The 22,799-nt window shown below is 41.0% G+C and carries 24 protein-coding genes; 15 read left to right on the forward strand and 9 right to left on the reverse strand.

Going from position 1 to position 22,799, the window contains the following annotated elements; translation table 11 throughout:
* Positions 1–25: 25 nt before the first annotated feature.
* Positions 26–478: a PPC domain-containing DNA-binding protein gene (locus J2746_RS09925; protein ID WP_209619988.1), complete on the forward strand. Its 453-nt coding sequence runs from the start codon at positions 26–28 to the stop codon at positions 476–478.
* 29 nt (positions 479–507) lie between these two features.
* Here J2746_RS09925 and mreA read toward each other — a convergent pair whose 3' ends face one another.
* The gene (gene mreA, locus J2746_RS09930) at positions 508–894 is read right to left on the reverse strand and encodes an MreA family transcriptional regulator (RefSeq protein WP_209619991.1); all 387 of its coding nucleotides are present in this window, start codon (positions 892–894) and stop codon (positions 508–510) included.
* Between the two features lie 170 nt (positions 895–1,064).
* Between mreA and eno the strand changes: the two genes are divergently transcribed.
* Positions 1,065–2,339 carry a phosphopyruvate hydratase gene (gene eno / locus J2746_RS09935; protein ID WP_209619994.1) on the forward strand — a complete coding sequence of 425 codons (1,275 nt, stop codon included), beginning with the start codon at positions 1,065–1,067 and terminating at the stop codon, positions 2,337–2,339.
* Positions 2,340–2,426: 87 nt separating this feature from the next.
* Here the strand turns inward: eno and J2746_RS09940 are convergent, their stop codons facing one another.
* On the reverse strand, positions 2,427–3,677 hold the full coding sequence (locus tag J2746_RS09940; RefSeq protein WP_209620180.1) for a nickel-dependent lactate racemase family protein: 1,251 nt from the start codon (positions 3,675–3,677) through the stop codon (positions 2,427–2,429).
* A 138-nt stretch (positions 3,678–3,815) separates the two neighbouring features.
* Here J2746_RS09940 and J2746_RS09945 point away from each other — a divergent pair, with 138 nt between their 5' ends.
* The 3 genes from J2746_RS09945 (at position 3,816) to J2746_RS09955 (ending at position 6,386) form a co-directional block, all read left to right on the forward strand.
* Positions 3,816–4,442: a LysE family translocator gene (locus J2746_RS09945; protein WP_209619996.1), complete on the forward strand. Its 627-nt coding sequence runs from the start codon at positions 3,816–3,818 to the stop codon at positions 4,440–4,442.
* 109 nt (positions 4,443–4,551) lie between these two features.
* The gene (locus J2746_RS09950; protein WP_209619999.1) at positions 4,552–5,724 is read left to right on the forward strand and encodes an ABC transporter permease; all 1,173 of its coding nucleotides are present in this window, start codon (positions 4,552–4,554) and stop codon (positions 5,722–5,724) included.
* A gap of 239 nt (positions 5,725–5,963) precedes the next feature.
* Positions 5,964–6,386 (forward strand): inorganic diphosphatase, encoded by a 423-nt coding sequence (locus J2746_RS09955; protein WP_209620002.1) that lies wholly within the window; start codon positions 5,964–5,966, stop codon positions 6,384–6,386.
* Between the two features lie 22 nt (positions 6,387–6,408).
* Here the strand turns inward: J2746_RS09955 and J2746_RS09960 are convergent, their stop codons facing one another.
* The 6 genes from J2746_RS09960 to J2746_RS09985 form a co-directional block, all read right to left on the reverse strand.
* The gene (locus J2746_RS09960) at positions 6,409–7,566 is read right to left on the reverse strand and encodes an ABC transporter permease (protein WP_209620005.1); all 1,158 of its coding nucleotides are present in this window, start codon (positions 7,564–7,566) and stop codon (positions 6,409–6,411) included.
* 12 nt (positions 7,567–7,578) lie between these two features.
* A complete protein-coding gene (locus tag J2746_RS09965) occupies positions 7,579–8,691 on the reverse strand; it encodes a hypothetical protein (RefSeq protein WP_209620007.1) in 1,113 nt (370 codons plus the stop codon).
* Between the two features lie 65 nt (positions 8,692–8,756).
* Positions 8,757–9,944 carry an ABC transporter permease gene (locus tag J2746_RS09970; RefSeq protein WP_245250090.1) on the reverse strand — a complete coding sequence of 396 codons (1,188 nt, stop codon included), beginning with the start codon at positions 9,942–9,944 and terminating at the stop codon, positions 8,757–8,759.
* Positions 9,941–10,711: an ABC transporter ATP-binding protein gene (locus J2746_RS09975; RefSeq protein ID WP_209620010.1), complete on the reverse strand. Its 771-nt coding sequence runs from the start codon at positions 10,709–10,711 to the stop codon at positions 9,941–9,943. The genes J2746_RS09970 and J2746_RS09975 overlap by 4 nt, the downstream gene beginning before the upstream one ends.
* Positions 10,712–10,722: 11 nt before the next feature.
* Positions 10,723–12,021, reverse strand: coding sequence for a COG1361 S-layer family protein (locus tag J2746_RS09980; protein WP_245250091.1), 1,299 nt, complete (start codon positions 12,019–12,021; stop codon positions 10,723–10,725).
* A gap of 9 nt (positions 12,022–12,030) precedes the next feature.
* Positions 12,031–12,660: a Yip1 family protein gene (locus J2746_RS09985; RefSeq protein ID WP_209620013.1), complete on the reverse strand. Its 630-nt coding sequence runs from the start codon at positions 12,658–12,660 to the stop codon at positions 12,031–12,033.
* 284 nt (positions 12,661–12,944) lie between these two features.
* On the opposite strand from J2746_RS09985, the gene J2746_RS09990 reads away from it, so the two are divergent.
* From J2746_RS09990 to J2746_RS10030, 9 genes are all read left to right on the forward strand, one after another.
* Positions 12,945–13,658, forward strand: coding sequence for an ABC transporter ATP-binding protein (locus tag J2746_RS09990; protein WP_209620015.1), 714 nt, complete (start codon positions 12,945–12,947; stop codon positions 13,656–13,658).
* Positions 13,659–13,675: 17 nt separating this feature from the next.
* Positions 13,676–14,941: a COG1361 S-layer family protein gene (locus J2746_RS09995; protein WP_209620018.1), complete on the forward strand. Its 1,266-nt coding sequence runs from the start codon at positions 13,676–13,678 to the stop codon at positions 14,939–14,941.
* 26 nt (positions 14,942–14,967) lie between these two features.
* Positions 14,968–16,182, forward strand: a complete 1,215-nt coding sequence (locus tag J2746_RS10000) for an ABC transporter permease (RefSeq protein ID WP_209620022.1) — start codon at positions 14,968–14,970, stop codon at positions 16,180–16,182.
* 1 nt (position 16,183) lies between these two features.
* Complete coding sequence (locus tag J2746_RS10005) at positions 16,184–17,398, forward strand: ABC transporter permease (protein ID WP_209620026.1); 1,215 nt, start codon at positions 16,184–16,186, stop codon at positions 17,396–17,398.
* A gap of 167 nt (positions 17,399–17,565) precedes the next feature.
* Positions 17,566–18,270 (forward strand): ABC transporter ATP-binding protein, encoded by a 705-nt coding sequence (locus tag J2746_RS10010; protein WP_245250092.1) that lies wholly within the window; start codon positions 17,566–17,568, stop codon positions 18,268–18,270.
* 12 nt (positions 18,271–18,282) lie between these two features.
* Positions 18,283–19,539, forward strand: coding sequence for a COG1361 S-layer family protein (locus tag J2746_RS10015; protein ID WP_245250093.1), 1,257 nt, complete (start codon positions 18,283–18,285; stop codon positions 19,537–19,539).
* A 25-nt stretch (positions 19,540–19,564) separates the two neighbouring features.
* Positions 19,565–20,779, forward strand: coding sequence for an ABC transporter permease (locus J2746_RS10020; protein ID WP_209620029.1), 1,215 nt, complete (start codon positions 19,565–19,567; stop codon positions 20,777–20,779).
* A 47-nt stretch (positions 20,780–20,826) separates the two neighbouring features.
* Positions 20,827–21,063 (forward strand): PLDc N-terminal domain-containing protein, encoded by a 237-nt coding sequence (locus J2746_RS10025; protein WP_209620032.1) that lies wholly within the window; start codon positions 20,827–20,829, stop codon positions 21,061–21,063.
* A 110-nt stretch (positions 21,064–21,173) separates the two neighbouring features.
* Entirely contained in the window at positions 21,174–21,803 is a 630-nt protein-coding gene (locus tag J2746_RS10030) for a sensor domain-containing protein (RefSeq protein WP_209620034.1), read from the forward strand.
* Between the two features lie 31 nt (positions 21,804–21,834).
* On the opposite strand, the gene J2746_RS10035 is transcribed toward J2746_RS10030, so the two are convergent.
* Positions 21,835–22,113: a MarR family transcriptional regulator gene (locus J2746_RS10035; RefSeq protein WP_209620036.1), complete on the reverse strand. Its 279-nt coding sequence runs from the start codon at positions 22,111–22,113 to the stop codon at positions 21,835–21,837.
* A gap of 150 nt (positions 22,114–22,263) precedes the next feature.
* On the opposite strand from J2746_RS10035, the gene J2746_RS10040 reads away from it, so the two are divergent.
* Positions 22,264–22,776, forward strand: coding sequence for a response regulator transcription factor (locus tag J2746_RS10040; protein ID WP_209620040.1), 513 nt, complete (start codon positions 22,264–22,266; stop codon positions 22,774–22,776).
* Positions 22,777–22,799 lie beyond the last annotated feature (23 nt).

The following is a 22,799-nucleotide window of genomic DNA, read 5'->3' on the forward strand; positions in this document are numbered from 1 at the left end:
TCTGTCTGGTAAAAAAGGTGGTCTTATGGAATATTCACAGGGCAATATCGGAAGAGTTTTTACTGTTCGTCTGGATCAGGGTGATGACATTCTTAAGGAACTTGAAGGTCTTGCAGTTTCCGAGGATATTAGATCGGCAATGTTCATGATGCTAGGTGCTGTGAAAGAAGCCAATCTTGTGGTTGGGCCTAAAGAAAATATTGTTCCACCTGATCCACAGTGGTCTCGGCTCAGAGATGTGCATGAGCTTATAGGGATTGGTAACATATTCCGGGAATATGGGACCGGTAAACCAAAGATACATCTTCATTCAGCAGCAGGGCGTGGTGAATCTACAAAAACAGGATGTCTGCGTGAAAGCAGTGAAGTTTTCATGGTTGTAGAGATATTTATAATGGAAATATCCGGAATATCTGCAAGCAGGATTTTCGATCCGGATAGAGGCTTTGCTCCTGTTAGTTTTCCGGATGAAAGCTGAATAATCAAATTTGTTGCAGTTTCAGATCTTTATTGTCCGTTACTGCTGAGTTCCTTGAGTTGCTCAAGGGCTTCAACCATTTCCATGTTCTTTTTGAGAGCCTTTGATTCAAAGGTCTTGACTATTTCATCAAAAGGTACAATGAGTTTGTAATATTTGACAGGTCTTCCTTTGTCAGTATTCTTTTTCTCGCTTCTTTCTTCTATCCATCCTCTTTCCCTTAAAGGACGCATAGCTATACTGACTTCCGGTTGTCTGAGACCCGATGCCTGTTCAATGTTCTGTGATGTAAGTTCATTTCCACATACAAGACATGCAATAGAAATGGCTTCGGTTCTGGGTACTTCCAGTCCCTGCAAGAGCTCAATTATTTCATAGCCTTTTCCGCTTAAAAGATCAGTATCTCCGCTTTTCATTTGGTTACTATAATACTTTTAAGTTTATATAATTTATGTAAATATAATTTTATTAAACCAGATAGGTTTACAATCCTGCGATTCAAGCGGTGACTAGAAATGAAGTGAACGGTAACAATATATACAGTAATTGCAAAGTAGGTGTAGAATCAAGTCAAAGGTGGAATAGGATGCCGTATATTGATGATGACAAAAGCTATAAGATAAAAAAGATTCACGCACGTGAGATTCTTGACTCCAGAGGAAACCCTACAGTTGAAGTAGATGTTTATACTTCAAACGGATTTGGAAGGGCAAGTGTTCCTTCAGGTGCTTCTACAGGAAGTAATGAAGCACTTGAGTTACGCGACAAGGAAGAACGCTACCTTGGAAAGGGTGTACTTGATGCAGTTGACAATGTCAACACTGCTATTGAGGCAGAGCTTCTGGGCATGGATGTCAGGAAGCAGCGCGAGATCGATGGTCTTATGCTGGCGCTTGACGGTACTGAGAACAAGATGGAACTTGGTGCAAATGCAATCCTTGGTGTTTCTATGGCAGTTGCAAGGGCAGCAGCAGATTCACTCAACATGCCACTTTATCGTTATCTTGGCGGCATAAACGCATATACTCTCCCTGTTCCTACAATGAACGTCCTTAACGGTGGAAAACACGCAGGAAACGCACTTTCCATTCAGGAGTTCATGATACAGCCAAAAGGTGCGGGGACCTATTCCGAAGCACTGCGTATGGGTACTGAAACATATCATGCACTTGGTAAGATACTCGAAGGAAAATATGGCGGCTCAGCAACAAACGTCGGTTATGAGGGTGGATATGCGCCATCTATTGAAATGACCCACGATGCCCTTGATGCTCTTGTGAGTGCAATTGAGGAAGCAGGATACACAGAGACCGAGATAAGCATCGGGCTTGATGCAGCAGCTTCAGAATTCTTTGACGGTGAGAACTATTCAATCGATGGTAAGCTCTTAAAACCTGCTGAACTTGTTGATTATTACCTTGAACTTATTGAGTCATATCCGATTATTCTTATTGAAGACCCATTCCATGAGGAATCATTCGATGATTTCGTGAGCCTTACAAACGATGCATGGGACACATTCATTGTTGGTGACGACCTTTTTGTAACAAACGTAGACCGTCTTGTAAAGGGTGTTGAAATGGGTGCTGCAAATTCACTTCTCCTGAAGGTCAACCAGATAGGTTCACTTTCAGAGGCATTCGATGCAGCTAACATGGCAAACCGCAGTGGTTACAGTGTTGTTGTAAGTCATCGTTCCGCTGAGACCGAGGACACAACGATCGCTGATATTTCAGTTGCAATCGGTGCAGACCTTATCAAGACAGGAGCACCAGCAAGAAGTGAGCGTACTGCAAAATACAACCAGCTCCTCAGAATTGAAGAGGACCTTGGTGAAGCAGCACGTTATATGCAGATTTGAACTGAATAACAGTTCAAACCTGATTTTCTCTTTTCCTATTTTTGAATCGTTTATTTTCTTAAGTTAAAAAAGGTAAAAGGCTTTTAGTTATTCAAGCAGCGGAACGGTGAGGCTACCCTGTGGTAAAATAACAGCATATGGTTCCTTTCCCTGTTCTTTCACCTTTTCAACAGCCCTGTTGAATGTTTCCTGGATATCCATATGTGGCTGCAGTTTTGCCATTTTAATGGTATCATCATGCAGGTCAGAGATTGCCCACATTTCAGCAAAGACTCCAATCTGTGCCATCTTGGCTGCTTTGTGATATCCGAGCTTGTATCCTTCATCTATCTTACACATGACCTCATCACATGTGTTTGCAGAACAGAGCAGGTTCAGGAATGTATCATCTCCCACACCGTCCCTGCATTTTGATACAAGTATGATGACTCCGCCATCTTCCAGTGCAAGCTTGCCGTTTTCAAGTGCTTTCTGTGACTGGTAGAGGTCGATGTCCATAGGATAAGGTGCTGCGGTGAGTACAATATTGCCCTTACGGCTGCAATTTGAACAGAATACCTCTTTTGCTCTCTCAACTGCAATATCGAATGATTTGAAAAGGTCACCAGCAACAGTTGCATAGAGTCCGTGGTCTGCTGTGAGGACAGTCTGAATTGAGAACACGTTCAAATCTTTCAGTACTTTCATTGCATCGTCCATGTCTTCTGCAACAGGATTACCTTTGATCGCAAGTGGCTGTGCAGCTTCGGAGAGTGCATGTTTGTGATTCATCTCGATGGTCTTATAGGAAGCGACACCCGGCAGGAATGCCTTTCTTCCACCAGTATAGCCTGCAAAATAGTGAGGTTCAACGCTTCCGATTACGATGATATTCTTGCTTTCATTCACCATCCTGTTGAGATACATCTCGGTTCCGTTACTGGATACACCAAGATATTCCATGTCCTCGTCCTTGCGTGCATCATGGACGAATATGTTCTCTTTGAATTCATCATACATCTCACCAAAGATGTATCTGTATTCATCCTCTGTTGGTCCTCTGTGAGCACCTGTAGCAACCATGAATCTTACGTCACCATGCTCCTTGAGCATATCACGCATTTTCAGGAGGATCTTTGCAGTAGGCGTTGGTCTTGTGGCATCATTTACAAGAATTAATATCTTCTCGCTGTTTTTCATGAATTCCTCAAGGGATTCCATTCCTACAGGATTATTCAGCGCTTCATCTATTACTTCAGATTCAGCACCAACTTCAACAAAATTAGGTGAAACGACCTCATGGGGTATTTCCACTTCAAGGTCTACGAATTCTTTTCCATAAGGTATCGGTATTTTAATAAAAACTCCTCCGAATAAGGTCTATAACCGGATAGTTCATAATAGGAAAGCTTTATTTATAGCATTCTCTCCAGATAGAAAGGATATCATAACTTCAAAGGAATTACAATTACACCCAGCATAATAACAGGTGACAAATTGCTAGAAACCACGCAACTATTCTACTTCATCGCAGCTTCGGTAGCTCTTACACTCCTGCCTGGTCCTGATATTCTCTTCGTGCTCACCCAGAGCATATCTCAGGGAAAAACTGCAGGCATGGCAATAGCTACAGGTCTTTGCACCGGTCTGCTGTTCCACACAACTGCGGCAGCACTTGGAATATCTGCAATATTGTACAGTTCTGCTGTGGCGTTCTCTCTCCTTAAATATGCAGGAGCAATTTATCTTCTTTATCTTGCCTACAAGGCAATCCGTGAAGAAGGTAGTCTGACATCACTTGAATCTGTAAGAGAAAAGAACCTGTCACTACTTTATAGAAGAGGTATTTTCATGAATATCCTTAATCCCAAGGTATCCCTGTTCTTCCTTGCATTCCTGCCACAGTTCATAAATGCAGATTCTGGCAGCATTCCTCTGCAAATGATATTCCTGGGTGCAGTGTTCTTTGCACAGGCAATAGTGGTCTTTTTCATAGTATCATTCTTTGCCGGAATGATAGGAACCAAGATTATGGAAAAGCCGGGTTTGGGTAAAAAGATCAACTGGGCGAAGGCTGGTATTTATTCTGTGATTGGGATTGAGCTTGCATTAGCACATCAGTGAGTATAGTTCTAACAGAACAATTTCTATTTTCTCTCTGTTTTTATCTCTCACCGCTTCATAAATAGTTATATAATAACAGTCAAATCATTTCTATATTGGAAGCTGGTCAATGTTTGAACTAAGAATTGCTCTGAGGCACATAAGTGCACGAAAGCGACTCACATTCTTTGCGGTATTTGCGGTAGCTTTGGCCATAGCGGTTATTGTAGTTCTCATGTCAATGATGAGCGGGTTTACTGAGGAATTGATTGATTCCACAGTTGAGAACTCACCTCACATTGTGATCACTTCTTTAGATGACCAGGAAGATTATGTCCATTTTTACAATTATCATTCGCAGCAGATTGCTGCAATGGATGGTGTGGAAGCAGTTTCTCCTGTTTTTGTAGGGCAGGCAGCTATTAGTCACAAGGATAATGCTGAAGGTATCAATCTTAATGGAATTGATCCGGTTTCAGAAGATGAGGTGATGCACATCTCAGATGACATTGTATCAGGTGACCTTTTTTCTCTCAGCAGAAGCAACAACGGAATTATAATCGGTGACAAGCTTGCTGAGGATCTGGAAGTTGTCATGGACGATAAGGTTGATATTGTGATGCCCGGCTTTGGAACCAGGTCATTCAAGATTATGGGTATATTTGATACCGGAACATCCAGTGATGAAAGTATTGCATACGTCCGGTTTGATTCTGCTCTTGATTTCTTCCAGGAGAATGGAGTTGCAAGCAAGATTAACGTAAGGGTTACCGATCCATTCCAGGCAGATGTCATCGCAGCTTCAATAGGAGGTCAGGACACAGGACTTGATGCAGTAAGCTGGATAGAAGCCAACAGCGAGATACTTGGTCTAATCAACACTCAGGTTGTTATTGTCTGGCTCTACTATGGACTTATTTACATGATAGCAGGTTTTGGAATTGCAAACACACTTTTTACAGTTGTCATGGACAAGAAAAAAGAGATAGGAATGCTCATGGCAATGGGTGCGTCAAAGAGGAACATCACCGTAATATTCCTGCTGGAATCTCTGATGCTCGGCACAATGGGTGTACTTCTTGGATGTGTGCTTGGTTATTTTGCCTCAATTGGACTGGCATCATATCAGATAGATCTGCCGCAGGAAATGTATTTTGGGCTAACGACACTTCCACTGAAGACCGATCCTATGAATTATTTTTACGCAATTGTTTTTTCTTTCTTCATCAACATAGTTGCAGGTGTCTATCCTGCAAGAAAGGCTGCTGCGCTTGATCCTGTAGAAGCAATTGAAAGTGAATGAGTGTTGTTCAGAATAAATTATTATCTACTCTGGATATGTATTCTTTCTAATTTAAACACGGGAGTTTGTTCGCATATATACGAAAGGTTTATATTCTAATAAGTCGTTTGTAAGTTTGCGAACGGGTCTATTACTTAGTACCTCTCCAACCACTCCAATGTCACCATACCTGTGCATTCAACCCCCTTTGCCCGTTCGCATCCCCTATGTTTTTTTATGATACGAATTAATTAGCTATCATGAAAGTTGTTATCGAGACACCAAAATACAGTTTTTTCAAATACAATAAACAAGGTTCTTGTTTTGTCAAAGAGTTCCTGTCTCCGATACCAACGATATTCAATTATGGTTTTATCAAAGGGAGCCTTGCAGATGACGGAATGGAAAAAGATGTAGTTGTCATAGGTCCCCGTGTGCCACAGGGCACTGTTCTGGATATTGATGAGTTCCACGGTGTTGTAAAGTTCGTTGATGACTCTCTGGAAGACAATAAACAAATACTCTGTATGGGTGGTTTCTACTCAAAGCCCATCTTCTATTTTTATTTCCATCTTTATGCAACATTCAAGATCTTATACTACCTGATTCTAAAAAGAAAAATTTCAAATTGCAGGTTTAATGGTATAGAGTGGCACAGGCAAAATAATACCAGTTCTTTCTAAAAACAAAATCCTGAAATTCAATTCAATGAGTAGATATGGCTTCCACCGGGTCAAGATTTGCTGCTCTCTGTGCAGGGTAAAGTCCTGCCAGCAGGTTCAATAAAAAGACAATTGTTATTATTGTCAACACATCCCCTATTCTGACAACTACGGGAATTGTATCAATTCCATAAGCACCTTCAGGAAGCGGATAACTGCCAATTGAAAGTGCCAGTGCAACACCGGCCGCAGTTCCAAAAACAGCTCCGGCAAAGCCCAGTATTCCGCTCTCGATCAGAAAGATAGTTCTGATACTTGACTTGCTGGCGCCCATAGCCAGCAATATGCCGATCTCTTTCACTTTTCCCATGACGACCATATTTAGTGTACTTACTACTCCAAAGGATGCAATAAGAAGAATGAATCCCAGTGTAACATTGTTGGAAACGGTCTCAATGGCAATAGTTCTCAGAATCTCAGGGTTGTTGTCAGTCCAGCCTGCAGCATTGTAACCATAGTCTTCGATAAGCTGTGCTATCTCTCTGTCCCGGTTAAAATCTGCCAGTCTCAGGGATATTCCATTGATTACGTCTTCTGTATCATAGAAATCCTGTGCAGTCTTCAGTGAGGTATATGCCAGGCTGCTATCCAGTTCGGTTCCTGTGTCATAGATAGCGATAACTTTGAGTGAAACCGGATTTGCATTGGGAAACGAAACTTCTACATTGTCTCCGATATCAAGCTCCATGTCCTCTGCAAATTTGTCTCCTATAATGATGCTTTTATCAGAATAGGTCAATTCATCATAGTTACCTTTGATGATATCATCTTTTGTATGCGACACAGCATCTTCCCGGGATGCTATTATTCCTTTGATTGCAGCGTTTTTAGTATTGTCCTTGAATTTAAAAGAAGCCTCGCCTGTAAGATAAGGGGAGGATGCAACAACTCCATCTACGTTATTGATCTTGTCAACGATGTTCTTGTAGAGATGAACGTAATCTTCATCGTCCTGTGGGGAGACCACAACATGTGGCAGGTTTTCTATGGTCTTACTGTAAAGTTCCTGGGTGAATCCTGCCATGAATGACTGTGATACCATCAGGATCATGACTGCAATCCCTATAGCAGCAACCGATAGAATTGTCTGTCTTTTTCTTGCTTTTATATGCCGAAGTGCGATCAACAATTCATAACGCATTATTCACACCTTTCAGTGTTGTTTCTGCCTTGTAACTATTGCTGCAATCACAGTGAACACTATAGCAAAAACATATGTAAAACCGGGGGATTGTTCTGTTTCCTGATTATTGCCTGTACTTGTCTGGTTTACAGGTTGCTCATAATCTGACTCGATTATCTTTTCCTCTACATCCAGAATGTCACCATCATTGCCAATGACTTCAATGAGAAGCTCATACTCTCCGGTTTTAAGACGCTCATCCCATATTGTTTCCACTGTTTCATCATCTCCATTCAGGATCACTGGTGACTTTTCAACAACTGATATGAGTTCATTGCTGTCAGTTCCATCAACCTGTGATAAGGTAAATCTTACTGAACCTTTGAATGGAACCTGTGAGATACCGTCGATGGTGGCACTCGCTCCAATATCATCTTCGTAAGTATCACTGATAAAAACATCATCCTTAGCAGTGAAATCTTCTGTCAGTGCTATATAACTTACAGAAGGAGAGTACAACTTGACCTTAACTCTGGCGCTGTAATCTTTGTTATTCTCAAGCAAAATATTCCAGTCTTCGGTCACTTCCAGAGGCACTGTAGTTACAGAGACCTTCTTCTCGGAGCCGGAATATATCAAATCTGAATCATCCATAAGCATGTATTCAATATCTACAAGAACTGCCTCTACCGGAGTGATCATCACACTGAATCCCTGCGAGTTTGGTACAAGATCATCAACTGTGATCCTTGGAATTGTCTGCCTTCCGTTAACAAAATTATATGTTTTCTCTGATATTGTGCATCCATCTTTTGATATGGTGCTGGTCACCGTATATTTTCCATCGCTCTTGTCATCAGTATTCCATCTGAATGCTTTTGTAACATCAGAATCCGATGTTATACTGTCTATGGTAAAACTCCTGCTGTCAAGAACAGTACCCAAATGCTCCAGAACCACATAAAGCTCCAGATCATTGGCGCTTTCAGAACTGTGAAGTGTAATGTCGCAGGTTTCCAGATCAGAGTAAATATTTGTTACAGTTATGACATATTCATCTGATGGGCAATCAAGTGCAAAAGAAGATATTGCCATGGAAATTACCATTAAGGTGGCAATCAGGTACAAAAAGATAGATCTCATATCACGGCTCCTGTGTTAAAATAAGTTCTTTTTGATACTATTTATATCATCTGTCATTTATGGATTTATTCATATCTCAGTGCATCCAGCGGTTTCATTCTTGAAGCCTTCCATGCAGGATACATGCCTCCAACAAGGCTTGTGGCAATTCCGAAGAAAAAGCCTTCTGTAACGTAGAACATGCTTGAAAGTGTGAACAGGTATGATGTGTTCTTCACCAGCAGTTCCATTACAAGATAGCTGCCACTAATTGTGATTACCGCACCTGCGGTACTGGCGACAACTCCAAGGAACAGTGCTTCAAGCAGGAACATCTTAAGAATGTCCTTCCTCGAAGCTCCCACAGCTTTCATGATACCTATCTCTTTTGTACGTTCCATTGTGGACATCAGCATCACATTCAGTATGCTCACGCCTGCAACAAGCAGTGATATGGAGCCAATTCCCATGAGGAAAAGTGATATTGAACTGAAAACATCGTCAAGGCTATCAGTGATCATATTCGTGGCGAATACCGTGACAAGTTCATCCTTTTTGTTGATGCGTTCCTCTATCTCATCAGATACAGCATCTATCTCATCAATATCCCTTACTATGATTATTGCCTGATCATAACCTTCATCTTCGTCCGGGTAAAGCTTTTCATACATTTCAGAGGATGTGAAAACACCAGTATCAGTGCTGATATCAAAACCCATTCCTCTTTCTTTCAGGATTCCCACTACTCTTAGTTTTGTATCATCTATCTCTATCTTCTGTCCCAGGGTGAGTTCCATGTTGTCGGCAACGCTGTATCCTACAACACAATCTGTTGATCCGGGTTTGAAAAAGCGACCATCCTCAAGTTCCACAAGTTTCTCCAGATCCTCTTTTTCAATATCATAGACTGAAACGTACATCTGGTATTCAGTTCCGCCATCTCTGTATTCTATTGCTTCACCACTAGCAGAAACTGGTATTATACTCTCTACATTGCTCACTTTTCTAATCTGGTCTATCTGTCTGTCTGTGATGTAATCCTCACCTGGTGCAGGTGAGACTATGAGTTTGTCCCCTATATCTGCAAAAGATTCAGTTACAGAAAGCTTCAGACTGTTACCAAGTATTCCCATTGAGGATATTGCAATAACTCCAATGATTATTCCAATAGCTGCAAGTACAGTACGTACGGACTGGCGCTTCAGATTTCTTTTTGCCAGTTCAGCGTACATATTGTTACTTAGCATTGCAGAGAGTCTTTTTGTAACCTTCATCCTATTATCTCTCCGTCCTGTATTCTGATGGTAGTATGTGCGTACTCTTCCACTTTCGGGTCATGTGTGACAACAATGACAGTTGTACCGGCAGCATTCAGCTCCCTGAGCAATTCCATGATATTGTGCCCGGTTTTCGTATCGAGGTTACCGGTAGGTTCATCGGCCAGCAATATTGGAGGATTGTTTGCCAGTGCTCTTGCAATTGCAACCCTCTGCTGCTGTCCGCCTGACATCTCATTTGGTTTATGGTCAGCATATTCAAGTGGAAGGTCTGCCTTTTTGAGCATTGCAAGAGCTTTTTTTCTTCTCTTTGCAGAAGACTCACCGTTGAATATCATGGGAATCTCCACATTTTCAAGTGCTGTAAGTGTAGGAATGAGGTTGAATTGCTGGAAAATAAATCCTATGTTATTTCTGCGGATTGCAGTGAGGCCATCGTCATCAAGTTTTGAAAGGTCTACATTGTTGACCTTCACCTTACCTGATGTGGGCAGATCAAGGCATCCTATCATGTTCAAAAGTGTACTCTTCCCGGAACCGGAAGATCCCATAATGGTTACAAAATCGCCTTTTTTTATTGCGAAACTGACACCATTCAGTGCATATATCTTGTTTTCGCCAAGAGTGTATATGCGTTTCACATTCTGTAATTGTACTATGGGATGTGTCTTAGATAATCTTTTTTTTACAGCTTTTCCGTATTTTGCAGATGTTGCTGTTTTTTTCTTCTTTATGGAACCAGGTGAAGATTTTGATTGCTGCATGTGAGCACCGCTCATCCTATAAATTCATCCTCTTCTTCGTCTTCATCCACATATTCCAGATATTCAGCTTCATACTCATCTTCATCTTCCGTTTCTTCCTTTTCATCTTCCTTTCGTTTTTTCCAGGAATAACCTATTATCGCCGCAATTGCAATTACGACCAGGAAGGCACCTATCCAGAGACCAATTGATCCGCCTTCATCATCGCTGCTGGTATATGATACTCCAGAGGATGAATCCAGAGATATCTCCTGGGAAATCGCAGTGTATGCGTTGTCCGGGTCTCTGAACTCAATGAGAATTGGTATTGAGGTCATGTTTTCTGATGTAACACGTGCGCTTAGTTCAAAACTGCTGAAATCATCTGCTTCCAGTGTACCGATGAAATAATTTGCATAAGGTTGTAAGGGTTCAATACCTTCAATGTTTTCAATAGATACTATCACGTTCTTTGCATCTGTTATGCCAAAATTGTTCAGGTCACCTGAAAATGTGTATTTGTTCCCTGAGCTTTCGATCTCAATTCCGGTGAAAACAAGAGGGGATTGTTTTATGATCCTTACTTCTTTGGATGCAGTGTCGGAATTGTGCAGGTTATCCCCGTTAAAGTATGATGCAGTGAATGAGACATCAGTGTAGCCTTCCTCACTGGACATCGTATTGAAAGTAAAGGTTGCTGTGGATTTATTTCCCTCCGGGATACTTCCGACGAAATAGTCAGATGGGCTGAATGTCATACCTTCGGCATGTGGTGTTACTATAACACTGGTGACGTCGTTTGGTCTTCTGTTCACCACTTCCACGCTGATAGTGGATACTTCATTCATCAGGGTTGACGGGAAATTGGACATTATCACCTTTACATTCCTGTCATCCACTTTTACGGGAATACGGTAGTTAAGGTCATACATGTTGCTGCCACCAACAATTACCAGATCAACAAAGTGTACTCCAGTTGTGGCATTTTCCATGACTTTTACGTTGAATGTGAGTTTCAGTGTGTCTCCGGGACCGAGAAGTCCGACATCAGTATAGCTCTTGTCCAGTATCTCCAGATTACCGTTTCCATTAAGGCTGGCACTGGCAATGTATGAATTCATATCCAGTGTTTCATCGTCCTCTTCAACATATATCTCCCCGGTTGCCATGTTGGACAGGCTGACAGTTATTGTCCCCATATCTCCGGGCATGAATACTTCCGGTTCGATATTGTAATCAAGAGTAAGTGTGGGCCTGATCTCAGTCGTTGCGGCTACTGGAAAAGAGAAAAAGGCCAGAAGTATCATGGCCAGAGCAATTAATTTGATCATGGTTTTGCCTTATCTGAGTATGAACACTGTTACTATAGTATAAAGTAAGGACAATCCGATTGGAACACCAACGGTTATTATTGCATTTTTTAGGGTCAGGTTGCGTGCATGTTTTACTCCGAATAGCCATATATTCGCACTCCAGAGTGTGAAGATAATTCCAAGTGCACTCGCAATCTTCATTGTAGGATCTGATAAGATAATATCCTGTATTGCCTGAGGATCAATTGATGTAAAATCGATATTTGAAAATACTTTACTTGTATAATATGCGGATATCATTGAACTTATAATACTTGGTATAAAACCATAGGATACAAATTCCATCAGTCTTTTGAAATCACCTTCACCGCTGAATAATATTGAAATTACGTAGAAAACAACTGTATATAGTAACCACGAAAATACAACTCCTATAATCGAAACGATTATCAGGACAATGATTATGATTATTTTCCCGGCACCTTCAAGAAAGTCCAGGCTCATTACGGATTGAAGCGTGCTCATCATTGTGTTATAGGTAGCAATAGCCCCGACTATTGCCATCAATATCATAATAATAAGTGGATTTTTCCACTCGATTTCTTCATTTATCCTTTTTTTGAAAAACCCGTTCGGGTCAGTTAATACCTGCAACATTATTTTCACATCCAGTCTATATCTACACATCCAATTGTAAATAATCAACTCTGACGATATTTCGTCAATAGTTCATAGGATTATGATTATTTATAGTTTTTTATTTTTATCAAAACTTATTTTTCAGTATTAATCTCTATATTTCTTAATTGAATTGCAGTTCTCTATATTTTCCTGCAAAAAACCTTTTTATAGCTTAAACCCAGAGTTAATTTGCAATTACCGGATATTCTTTTCCGGCAGAAAATCAATTTCCTTCTGAAATGTGCTTGTGGGAATCAAATATGGATGATAAAAATAGCACTGATATGAAAATTGGGGTCTCGGTTCCTGTTATAGAGCTTGTGAACCTTTGCAAAAGTTATCATGTTGGGGATATGGATGTCCCCATCCTTAAAAGTATAGACCTTAAAGTCATGCCAGGAGAATTCGTTGCTATCATGGGGCCATCAGGCTCCGGTAAAAGCACACTTATGAATATGATCGGCTGTCTTGACAGGCCTAATTGCGGGCAAATTGTTTTGATGGGAAGGGATGTCGATACACTTTCTGATCCTGAACTTGCAAAGTTAAGAGGGCTTGAGATAGGATTTGTTTTTCAGAACTTCAATCTTGTTCCACGACTTACCACACTTCAGAATATTGAGCTTCCGACTTATGCCAATAAAAAACCAGGAGTAGATTCTCGTAAAAAAGCAGAGGAACTTGTGGAAATGGTTGGTCTGAAGGAACGCATGAACTACAAGCCTTCAGAGATGTCAGGAGGTCAGCAGCAGAGGGTTGCCATTGCAAGAGCTCTGATAAATGATCCTTCACTTATACTTGCTGACGAACCCACGGGCAATCTGGATTCGGTAACAGGGGATGAAATAATGAAGATATTTTCAGATCTCCATAAAAAGGGAAGGACAATAGTTATGATCACACACGATCCTGATCTAACGGAATATGCAGACAGGATTGTTTATCTAAAAGACGGAGTTATTGACAATAATTAAAGAATGAGGAGATCACTATGTTAGTGTCGGGGAATCATAAAAAAAGACTAAAAGCTGCTTCATCGTTCGTATTGCGACTATCGTTGTTAATGGCATTGTTTTTATCTTTGTCATTCATTGCATCTGCTGCAGAAGGTGCTGATCTTGAAGTAAGTATACTCAGGTATGAACCTGTTCCTGCGGAAATTGGGGAGTATGTTAGTGTCTGGGTCAAAGTCGAGAATCTGGGTTACGCAAAAGCCGATGACCTTTCCATACAAATGGTCCCTGATTATCCATTCTCTGTAGACAGTAGTGAGAATGCTCTTGTTAATATTGGCATACTAACTCCGGATAATGCTGCTGTTCATGAATACAGGCTTTACACGGATTCAGCTGCAAAACAGGGCACTGGAACATTTGAAGTATGGTATCAGGAAGAATCTGATAATACCTGGTTCAAGAAAGAATTCGAGTTGAGAGTTGGTTCCGAATCCTTTGATAGTAAAGGTACAATACAGCTTGTAGGTGAACCCGTAAAAGAGCCGGAAGTATTCATTCCGGGAGATGAAGGTACAATTTCATTCACACTCCAGAACAGTGCTACAGATTATACTGTTACAATTGATGATGAGCAGTATGATACAAATGCCCGGATACAGTCTGCTTCCCTGGAAGGAACTGAGGGCATCAAGATAACAACAGGAACTTATTATGGAAATGGTGTGATTGGTCCGGGAGAATCTGTTGACCTTACTTACAATTTAGAGGTTGCAGATGACATTCCGGATGGTACATATTACCTGGATTTCTCTATAGTCGGAAGTTCACATTCCTATAACAGTAACTGGAGAATTCCTGTGAAAGTGGATTCGTCTTCTGTAAGGGTCATACCTTCAAAGCCATTGTCTCTTGAGAATGGTGAAGGAACACTGGAATTCGATGTTGCCAATATTCACCCCAACGAGCTATCCTCTGTTAGTGTAATACTTGAAGCAGAAGATATTGAATTCTCTCCTTCTGAATATTTTATTGGTTCTATGGATTCCGATGAGCTCTTCACAATTGAGATTGATGCAAAAGCAGTTTCTGATGACATCACTTTTCCTGTAGATCTTATAATCACTGCAGATTACAGGAACGGTCTGAATGAACATGTGGAAGAGATAGGAAAGCGTCAGCTTCAGCATCATGTTGTGGAAAATAGTAATGGTTCAGGCATCTATGTGGCAGTTATTCTGATTCTGGTTGTCGGAGCCGGAGCTTATTATTTCTACAGGAAAAAGAAGCAGGAATCTGAGTAAGATAAGCAGTCAGGGATGAACATTTCATGTTAAGTCCGGCTCAGGCTATACGGATCTCACTGGGAAGTATTGGCAGTGCAAAGCTCAGGTCTGCCCTTACAACTCTTGGAATCATCATTGGTGTAGCTGCAGTTATCGCCAATGTATCTCTGGGTGCAAGTTTCAACCAGTATTTCAATGATGAGATCGGAGCTGTTGGGTCGAATTTCATAGTTGTTTACAGTCAGAATATAGACGTTTTCTTTGACAATGAACTGGAAGTTATAAAGAATACTCCGGGTGTTGATGGTGTTTCCCCGATCAATCAGCAGATGGCGCAGGTCACCTACATGTCGACTTCCCGGCAGATCGACATTCAGGGTGTGACGCAGGATTATGATGAAGTTGCAAACTTCGAGCTGGACTCAGGGACTTTTCTTACTGATAAGGACCGGTACGTTGCTGTAATTGGTGCAGAGGTCGCCTATGAAAAATTTGATAAGAAAATATCGATTAAAAATCCAATAGACATAACATTCAGACGTGAAGATGGCGGTGTTGTTACCGAGACTTTCATCGTAAAGGGAGTGATTACCGATCCTGAAACTACTTTTGCCCAGACAGGGGTCGAACCTGAAATTCGTGTCTTTATTTCCATCGACACAATGAATGAGATTCTCGGAAGGGATGACTATGGGGGCTTTTTCATAAAGGCCCAGAGTCTTGAAGTTGTCCGCGAGACCTCAGATGAGATAGATAAAAGACTTGCACGCAGTCTGGGAGTTCCAAGCAGGGATCTTGAGAACGATGATGCGAAACCCTACATCCTGTTTGACCAGATAGAGATACTGGAGGATACAAATCAGCTCTCTACAGCTTTGTCCTCTTTGCTGACATCTGTTGCTCTGATATCTCTTATAGTCGGTTCTATTGGTATAATGAACATAATGCTAGTAACAGTTGCTGAAAGGACTCCTGAAATAGGTCTTCTCAAATCACTTGGTTATAATGAGCGTGACATCCTGTTACTTTTCATAATCGAATCAATGATCGTTGGTCTGATCGGTGGGATAATAGGGACAGTTGCAGGTATAGGGGCTGCCTCAATAGCGAATGATCTCCTTGATGTACCTGATGTTTTTCCTGTAAGTTTGATCTTCCTGGGATTTTTTGTATCATTAATGGTGGGACTTGTGGCAGGTGTTTATCCTGCAAGAAAAGCTGCACGCATGAATCCTGTTGAAGCTTTAAGGAAGGAGTAAAATGATAGATCTGAGATATGCTTTTATTCTGGCATTTGGGAGCATACGCAGTGCAAAACTACGCTCCACCTTAACAGCTCTGGGTATCATCATAGGTGTTGCTGCTGTTGTTGCAAACGTATCTATTGGTGCCAGTTTCAACCAGTATTTCACCGACGAACTCGGTTCTCTTGGATCAAATTTCATAATAATCTACAGCCAGGATGTCAATATTTTCTATGATACTGAGCTTGAACTTATCAGAAATACTCCGGGAATAGAAGGTGCTTCAGCATTTAATCAGCAGACTGCACCTGTTACTTATCTTTCAGCTACCCGACAGATAGATGTTCAGGGTGTGTCGGAAGATGCCCAGTATATTTCTAATCTGGGTGTTGCGGAAGGAAGTTTTCTAACAGACAAGGACAAGTACGTAGCTGTTCTCGGTAAAGAGATTGCAACGGAAAAGTTTGACAAGAATATCTCCGTGAAGAATTATATTGACATTACTATCAAACGTGATGATGGTACAAGTGTGACCCGAAAATTCCGTGTAAAAGGAATTCTTGCAAGTGAGGATAATACTTTTGTTACTGGTGGACCTGATCGTGATGTTACAATATATGTGCCAATTGCAACACTAAATGAGATGCTCAACGTTACTGACTATGGCGGCTTTTCAGCAAAGACTGGTTCTGCAGAATCAGTACAGGAAGTTTCGGATGAAGTTGATAAGAGACTTGCAAGGGCACTTGGGGTTCCGACAAGAGACCTTGATAATGATGATGCAAAACCTTACCGGATATTTAATCAGGCAGAAATAATTGAACAACTTGATACCGTTACAAATGCATTTACCATACTTATCACAATGATAGCTCTTGTAGCTCTTATTGTAGGTTCCATAGGAATTATGAATATCATGCTTGTCACGGTGACTGAAAGAACAAGTGAGATAGGTCTTTTGAAATCAATGGGCTATACCAAACCGGATATTATTGTTCTTTTCATTATGGAATCCATTATTGTCGGTGTTATCGGTGGCATACTGGGAACTGTCCTTGGTCTGGTTGGTTCCTACATTGTAGAAACATATCTGGGTGTAACTCCGGTATTTCCATTCTATCTTATCTTCCTGGGTTTCTTCATATCGGTATTTGTAGGGCTTATAGCGGGAGTGTATCCAGCTAACAAAGCTGCGAATCTCAATCCGGTGGAAGCTCTCCGCCATGAATGAACCGCATCTAATTTTTTGATGTATTTTTCTTTATTTATTCTGTTTAGTTGTAACTAAATGTTCTATATAATCAAACCTGACTATTTATGGAAAGGTTTAAGTATTTTCTTCACATTGTCTGATTTGTCGATAAATAGTCGAGTTGGAACTTACAAAGGTGAATAAATATGGCTGGTTGTAATGTGCAAAGCCCTGAACTTAACAATGTGATAGATATTCAGGGTCTGAAGAAGAGTTATTTCCTGGGGAATCTGGAAGTTCCCATACTTCACGGTATAGACTTGTGTATCAAAAAAGGAGAATTTGTGGCCATCATGGGTCCGTCCGGTTCCGGGAAAAGCACACTTATGAATATGATCGGCTGTCTTGACAGGCCCACAGGCGGCAAGGTAATGCTTATGGGCAGGGACACAAATGCTATCACAGACAATGAGCTTGCAGAGCTCAGAGGATTTGAGATAGGCTTTGTTTTCCAGAATTTCAGCCTCATACCACGACTCAGTGCTTATGAGAACGTACTGCTTCCAACTTATTCCAACACAAAGGATGGAATGGACACGTCAGGTCGGGCACGAGACCTTCTTAAATTAGTAGGTCTCGATGACCGTACAGGGCACAAGCCTGCGGAATTATCAGGTGGACAAAGACAGAGAGTTGCAATAGCCAGGTCTCTGATAAACGATCCTTCATTGATTCTTGCAGACGAGCCAACAGGAAATCTTGATTCCAAAACAAGTGTTGAGATCATGGACATTTTCTCTGATCTCCATAAGAAAGGGCGCACTATAGTGATGATCACGCACGATCCTGAAATGGAGCAGTATGTTGACAGAGTTGTCCATATAAGGGACGGTAATATCGGCAACAATTGAGGGTGGTTTTACATGAATGTCATAGATTTCTCAAATATTGAAAAGCTGATGAAAAGATCATTTTATCTTTTACTTTGTATAGCTTTATTAAGTACTTCTTCCATTATGCCGGTCTCCGCAGATTCGGCACCTAATATGAAGATCGATATAATCGACTATGAGCCATTCCCGGCTCAGATAGGTGAATATGTGGACGTCAGAGTAAAGATCGAGAATACAGGTTTTGGACGTGCAGATGCAGTTTCCATTAAGATGGACCCCGAATTCCCATTCTCGCTGGATTCCCAGAACAATGCTGTGGAATTCATAGGAATATTATCTCCCGATGATGCGGCGGTACACGAATACCGCTTATATGTGGACGAGAGCGCAAAGGTAGGCACAGGCACGGTTGATGTCTATTACCAGGTCTATGAGGGTGGATCATGGTATAAGTCCTCCTTTGACTTAAACGTCGGTTCCAGCACATTTGACAGCAAAGGAACCATAGAACTAACCGATATCTCCTGTGACCCTGTGGTATTTATGCCGGGAGATATCGGAACAGTCACTTTCACTCTAACTAATACGGCAACAGAAAATTCTGTAACCATAGATGGTACGGACTATGATACAAATGCACGTGTTCAGTCTGCAATGCTTCAGGGAGACAATGACATTGAGGTTACAAGTGACAGTTATACTGGTTCAGGTGTGATCGGCTCCGGAGACTCAATCACATTAAGCTACAACGTTGAAATAGCAGACGATGTTACAGATGGTACTCATTATCTGGAACTCTCAATGGTAGGAAATTCCCACTCATATAACAACAACTGGAGAATTCCTGTAAAAGTTGATTCATCTTCTGTAAAGGTCATTCCTTCAAAGCCAATGGAACTTACAAACGGTGAAGGAACTCTTGAGTTCGATGTTGCCAACATGCACCCAAACTCACTTAGTTCTGTAAGTGTAAAGCTGAGTGCTGATGGAGTTGATTTCTCTCCGGAGGAATATTTTGTAGGATCAATGGATTCAGATGAGCTTTTCACCATCGAGGTGGACGCAAGAACAGCCCTCAAAGAAGAAGTTGTTCCTGTAACTATCACAGTAGAATACAGAAATGGAATAAATGAGCACAGTACCGATGTAGCTGTCCGTGAAATAGAACTTAATACTGAAGAGGAAGGTAACAGTACACATGCAGCAGTTGCAGTTATTGTGGCTCTGTTAATGCTTGGTGTTCCTGCGGTAGTGTTCATGAAGCGCAGAAAGCAGAATACTAACTAAAGTTTCCAGGTGAACAGGTGAGATCATGCTGAGTCTGAAACACTCATTCAGAATGGCTGTAGGAAGCATCAGCAGCTCAAAACTGAGGTCTGCTCTGACAACACTTGGAATTGTCATAGGTGTGGCTGCAGTTATTGCGAACGTGTCACTGGGAGCAAGTTTTAACCAGTATTTCACAGAAGAGATTGGCTCTGTAGGTAACAATTTCATAATTATACAAGGCAAGACCTCAAATCTCTTTCATGATTCTGAAATGGAGGTTATTAAAAATACTCCTGGTATTGTTGGAGTTTCCCCACTGAGTCAGGAGGTTGCTGAGGTTACATATCTCTCAACTGCAAGACAGATTACAGTGCAGGGTGTTTCCGAGGATTATGAGCAGGTTGGCAATATCCAGATGGAAAGTGGCACTTTCATTAATGACAAGGACAAGTACGTGGCTGTAATTGGCCATGATGTCGCATATGATAAGTTCGACCGCAAGATATCTGATAAGAACACCATTGAGCTTAGTTTTACAAGACCAGATGGTACGGTTGTAACTCAGAAGTTCAAAGTAAAAGGTATAGTTGACAGCCCTGAGACAACATTCGTGCAGAGTGGTATTGAGCCTGATGACAGAATCTTCATTCCAATAGAGGCAATGAATGAGATCATGGATCAGGACTACTATTGGGGCTACTTTGCAGCAGCTACAAGTCTTGAATCAATTGATGACATTACCGATGAGCTTGACAAAAGACTTGCAAGAGACCTTGGAGTTTCTTCCAGGGACCTCGATAATGAAGACGCTAAACCGTATGCTCTTACGAATCAGGGAGAGATACTGGAGCAGGTTAACCAGTTATCTGATGCATTAGGTTCACTGCTGACCTCAGTTGCACTGATATCACTTATAGTTGGTTCCATAGGTATCATGAATATCATGCTTGTCACAGTAACTGAAAGGACAGGTGAGATCGGTATAATGAAATCCCTCGGTTTCAAGAATCATGAGGTTCTGTTACTGTTCATGGTGGAGTCAATTGTTGTGGGACTATTTGGTGGTGTGCTGGGTATTATGCTTGGTGTGGTAGGTGCATATGCTGCGGATACCGCAATGGGATTGCCTTATGTATTCCCTGTTGATATGATCTTCACGGGAATGTTTGTGTCAGTAATAGTTGGATTACTTGCAGGAATTTATCCTGCAAATAAGGCGGCAAGAATGAATCCTGTGGATGCCCTGCGTCATGAATAATAATTAATGAAAACGGGAATTAAAGGAAAATAAAAGGGGATATTGAGATGTTCGATATTTTTGGAATTGCATTTCCATTCTTTATGTTTATTATTTTCTTCGGATTTGGGATAATCGGGACTTTGTTCTGGTTGTGGATGCTCATTGACTGCGCCACAAAAGAACCATCAGAAGGAAATGATAAACTGATCTGGATCATAATTATAGTTTTCACACACTTGCTTGGTGCTCTGGTCTATTTCTTTGTAAGGAGACCAAAACGCATTCATGAGTATGGAATCTAATTCCATGGACAGGTAATTCTAAAAGATGACAGTATTCAGGAATCATTAAATATTAACGAATTTGAGTGAACGAACAATTACTTTAACGGAAATATATGAGGAAAACGAAAATGACAGAAGTAGATACGGCTATTCGTGAATTCTTGATGGTTGCATTTAAGAAGCAGACCTATCTGAATATCCTGTATCTCCTTTTCTCCTTCCCACTGGGTACCGCTTATTTCATATTCCTGATAACAGGTTTATCTTTTGGTTTCGGCCTTTTGCTTATGTGGGTGGGAATTCCCGTTCTTTTGCTGATCTTCCTGGCATGGTGGGAGATCGCAGCATTTGAAAGGCAGATGGCTATCTGGTTATTGGGAGTTGAGATATCATCTATGTCGAACCAGTCATCCTGTGCTTCAGATAGTAGCATACTTCAAAGATTTGTGCAGAGGGTGAAGAGTCCGGTGACATGGAAGTCTCTTATATTCCTTCTGATAAAGTTCCCTTTGGGAATCTTCTCACTGGTTCTCATGACGGTACTACTATGCCTGACACTTGTAATGTTGTTCACTCCTGTACTCTATGTATTGGGTGCAAGTGAAGTAAGTTCAGTTCTAGAAGCATTTGTTGTTTCGATAGCAGGTATATTTGTGGGATTTTTGTCATTGCATATACTGAATGTACTGGCAGGTCTATCTGGAGATTTTGCAAAAAGGATGTTAAGCAATCCTGAAAATAGATGGAATAGAGATTAAAGTGAAATAAAACAAATCTTGTTAGAAAAAGTTAGTCCATTTTATTCAGATGATTATAGAAGTCCAGTATAAGCTTTGTTTTTTCATTCTCAAGATTGAGTCTGAATGTTCTTATTTGTTTACCAAGGGGTTTTTCAATAACAATATCACTTTTGATTAGTGGAGTTATAACCCTTGCAACACTGGAATGTGACAGACCAGTTTCGTCTGCAATGCCGGAAAGATAGGTTGATTCATTCTTATGTGCGATCAGGTTCTTGAGAACTGTCATCTGAGCCGTTTTTCCAAATATCTCTTCCAGCGCATCCATTGATATCCTAATTAAATAATCTGTTATGGCTTATAAGATTTTCTTTTATTGGATAGGTTGTTTACAAAAACAGAAACCCTTTCATATTTAGAAAGGTTTTAATAATATCATCCAGCTATAATTTATGAGCTCATTTCAGGTAGAATTATCATGCAGGCAGAAAACATTGGCGGAAAGATTCTTTCACTCATGGAAGCGAATCCCGGAATAACTGTAAAGGAGATTGCAGATCAATTATTAATACCTGAGGATCAGGTTGAAAGTACGCTGGCAAGCATGTCGGATACAAGGCAAAAAGTCCTTATTGTTGACGATGAGATGGATGCCCTGATGTCCCTGAAAGTTGCTCTGGAAGCTGAAGGTTACAATGTTGCTGAAGCAAAAGATGGTCACGAAGCTATAGATAAAGTAAACTCTGAAATACCTGATGTAATTCTTCTTGATCTGATGATACCCGGAATAGATGGGTTCGAGGTTTGCAGGCAGTTAAAATCCGATAGTATGTACAGTCATATTCCTATCATTATGCTTACGGCTCGTGGTGAGATCGACGACAAGGTGGAAGGTATTGAACTTGGTGCTGATGATTACGTTACCAAGCCGTTTAACCTGAAAGAATTGAAGGCACGTGTAAAGATGGTCCTGCGAAGGCAGGAAGTCTGAATATTTTTTAGTGATCCATGTGG

It is taken from the genome of Methanolobus bombayensis (genome assembly GCF_017873415.1).
GTDB lineage: Archaea > Halobacteriota > Methanosarcinia > Methanosarcinales > Methanosarcinaceae > Methanolobus > Methanolobus bombayensis.

Bases quoted from the DNA above. Each gene is read 5' to 3' on its own strand.
- J2746_RS10035 (WP_209620036.1), bottom strand. From the start codon at position 22,113: ATGGATGCGCTGGAAGAGATATTTGGAAAAACGGCTCAGATGACAGTT.
- J2746_RS10040 (WP_209620040.1), top strand. From the start codon at position 22,264: ATGCAGGCAGAAAACATTGGCGGAAAGATTCTTTCACTCATGGAAGCG.
- J2746_RS09960 (WP_209620005.1), bottom strand. From the start codon at position 7,566: ATGCGTTATGAATTGTTGATCGCACTTCGGCATATAAAAGCAAGAAAA.
- J2746_RS10015 (WP_245250093.1), top strand. From the start codon at position 18,283: ATGAATGTCATAGATTTCTCAAATATTGAAAAGCTGATGAAAAGATCA.
- J2746_RS09980 (WP_245250091.1), bottom strand. From the start codon at position 12,021: ATGATCAAATTAATTGCTCTGGCCATGATACTTCTGGCCTTTTTCTCT.
- J2746_RS09950 (WP_209619999.1), top strand. From the start codon at position 4,552: ATGTTTGAACTAAGAATTGCTCTGAGGCACATAAGTGCACGAAAGCGA.
- J2746_RS10005 (WP_209620026.1), top strand. From the start codon at position 16,184: ATGATAGATCTGAGATATGCTTTTATTCTGGCATTTGGGAGCATACGC.
- eno (WP_209619994.1), top strand. From the start codon at position 1,065: ATGCCGTATATTGATGATGACAAAAGCTATAAGATAAAAAAGATTCAC.
- J2746_RS10000 (WP_209620022.1), top strand. From the start codon at position 14,968: ATGTTAAGTCCGGCTCAGGCTATACGGATCTCACTGGGAAGTATTGGC.
- mreA (WP_209619991.1), bottom strand. From the start codon at position 894: ATGAAAAGCGGAGATACTGATCTTTTAAGCGGAAAAGGCTATGAAATA.
- J2746_RS10010 (WP_245250092.1), top strand. From the start codon at position 17,566: ATGGCTGGTTGTAATGTGCAAAGCCCTGAACTTAACAATGTGATAGAT.
- J2746_RS09985 (WP_209620013.1), bottom strand. From the start codon at position 12,660: ATGTTGCAGGTATTAACTGACCCGAACGGGTTTTTCAAAAAAAGGATA.
- J2746_RS09955 (WP_209620002.1), top strand. From the start codon at position 5,964: ATGAAAGTTGTTATCGAGACACCAAAATACAGTTTTTTCAAATACAAT.
- J2746_RS09995 (WP_209620018.1), top strand. From the start codon at position 13,676: ATGTTAGTGTCGGGGAATCATAAAAAAAGACTAAAAGCTGCTTCATCG.
- J2746_RS09975 (WP_209620010.1), bottom strand. From the start codon at position 10,711: ATGCAGCAATCAAAATCTTCACCTGGTTCCATAAAGAAGAAAAAAACA.
- J2746_RS09965 (WP_209620007.1), bottom strand. From the start codon at position 8,691: ATGAGATCTATCTTTTTGTACCTGATTGCCACCTTAATGGTAATTTCC.
- J2746_RS10020 (WP_209620029.1), top strand. From the start codon at position 19,565: ATGCTGAGTCTGAAACACTCATTCAGAATGGCTGTAGGAAGCATCAGC.
- J2746_RS10025 (WP_209620032.1), top strand. From the start codon at position 20,827: ATGTTCGATATTTTTGGAATTGCATTTCCATTCTTTATGTTTATTATT.
- J2746_RS09925 (WP_209619988.1), top strand. From the start codon at position 26: ATGGAATATTCACAGGGCAATATCGGAAGAGTTTTTACTGTTCGTCTG.
- J2746_RS09970 (WP_245250090.1), bottom strand. From the start codon at position 9,944: ATGAAGGTTACAAAAAGACTCTCTGCAATGCTAAGTAACAATATGTAC.
- J2746_RS09990 (WP_209620015.1), top strand. From the start codon at position 12,945: ATGGATGATAAAAATAGCACTGATATGAAAATTGGGGTCTCGGTTCCT.
- J2746_RS10030 (WP_209620034.1), top strand. From the start codon at position 21,174: ATGACAGAAGTAGATACGGCTATTCGTGAATTCTTGATGGTTGCATTT.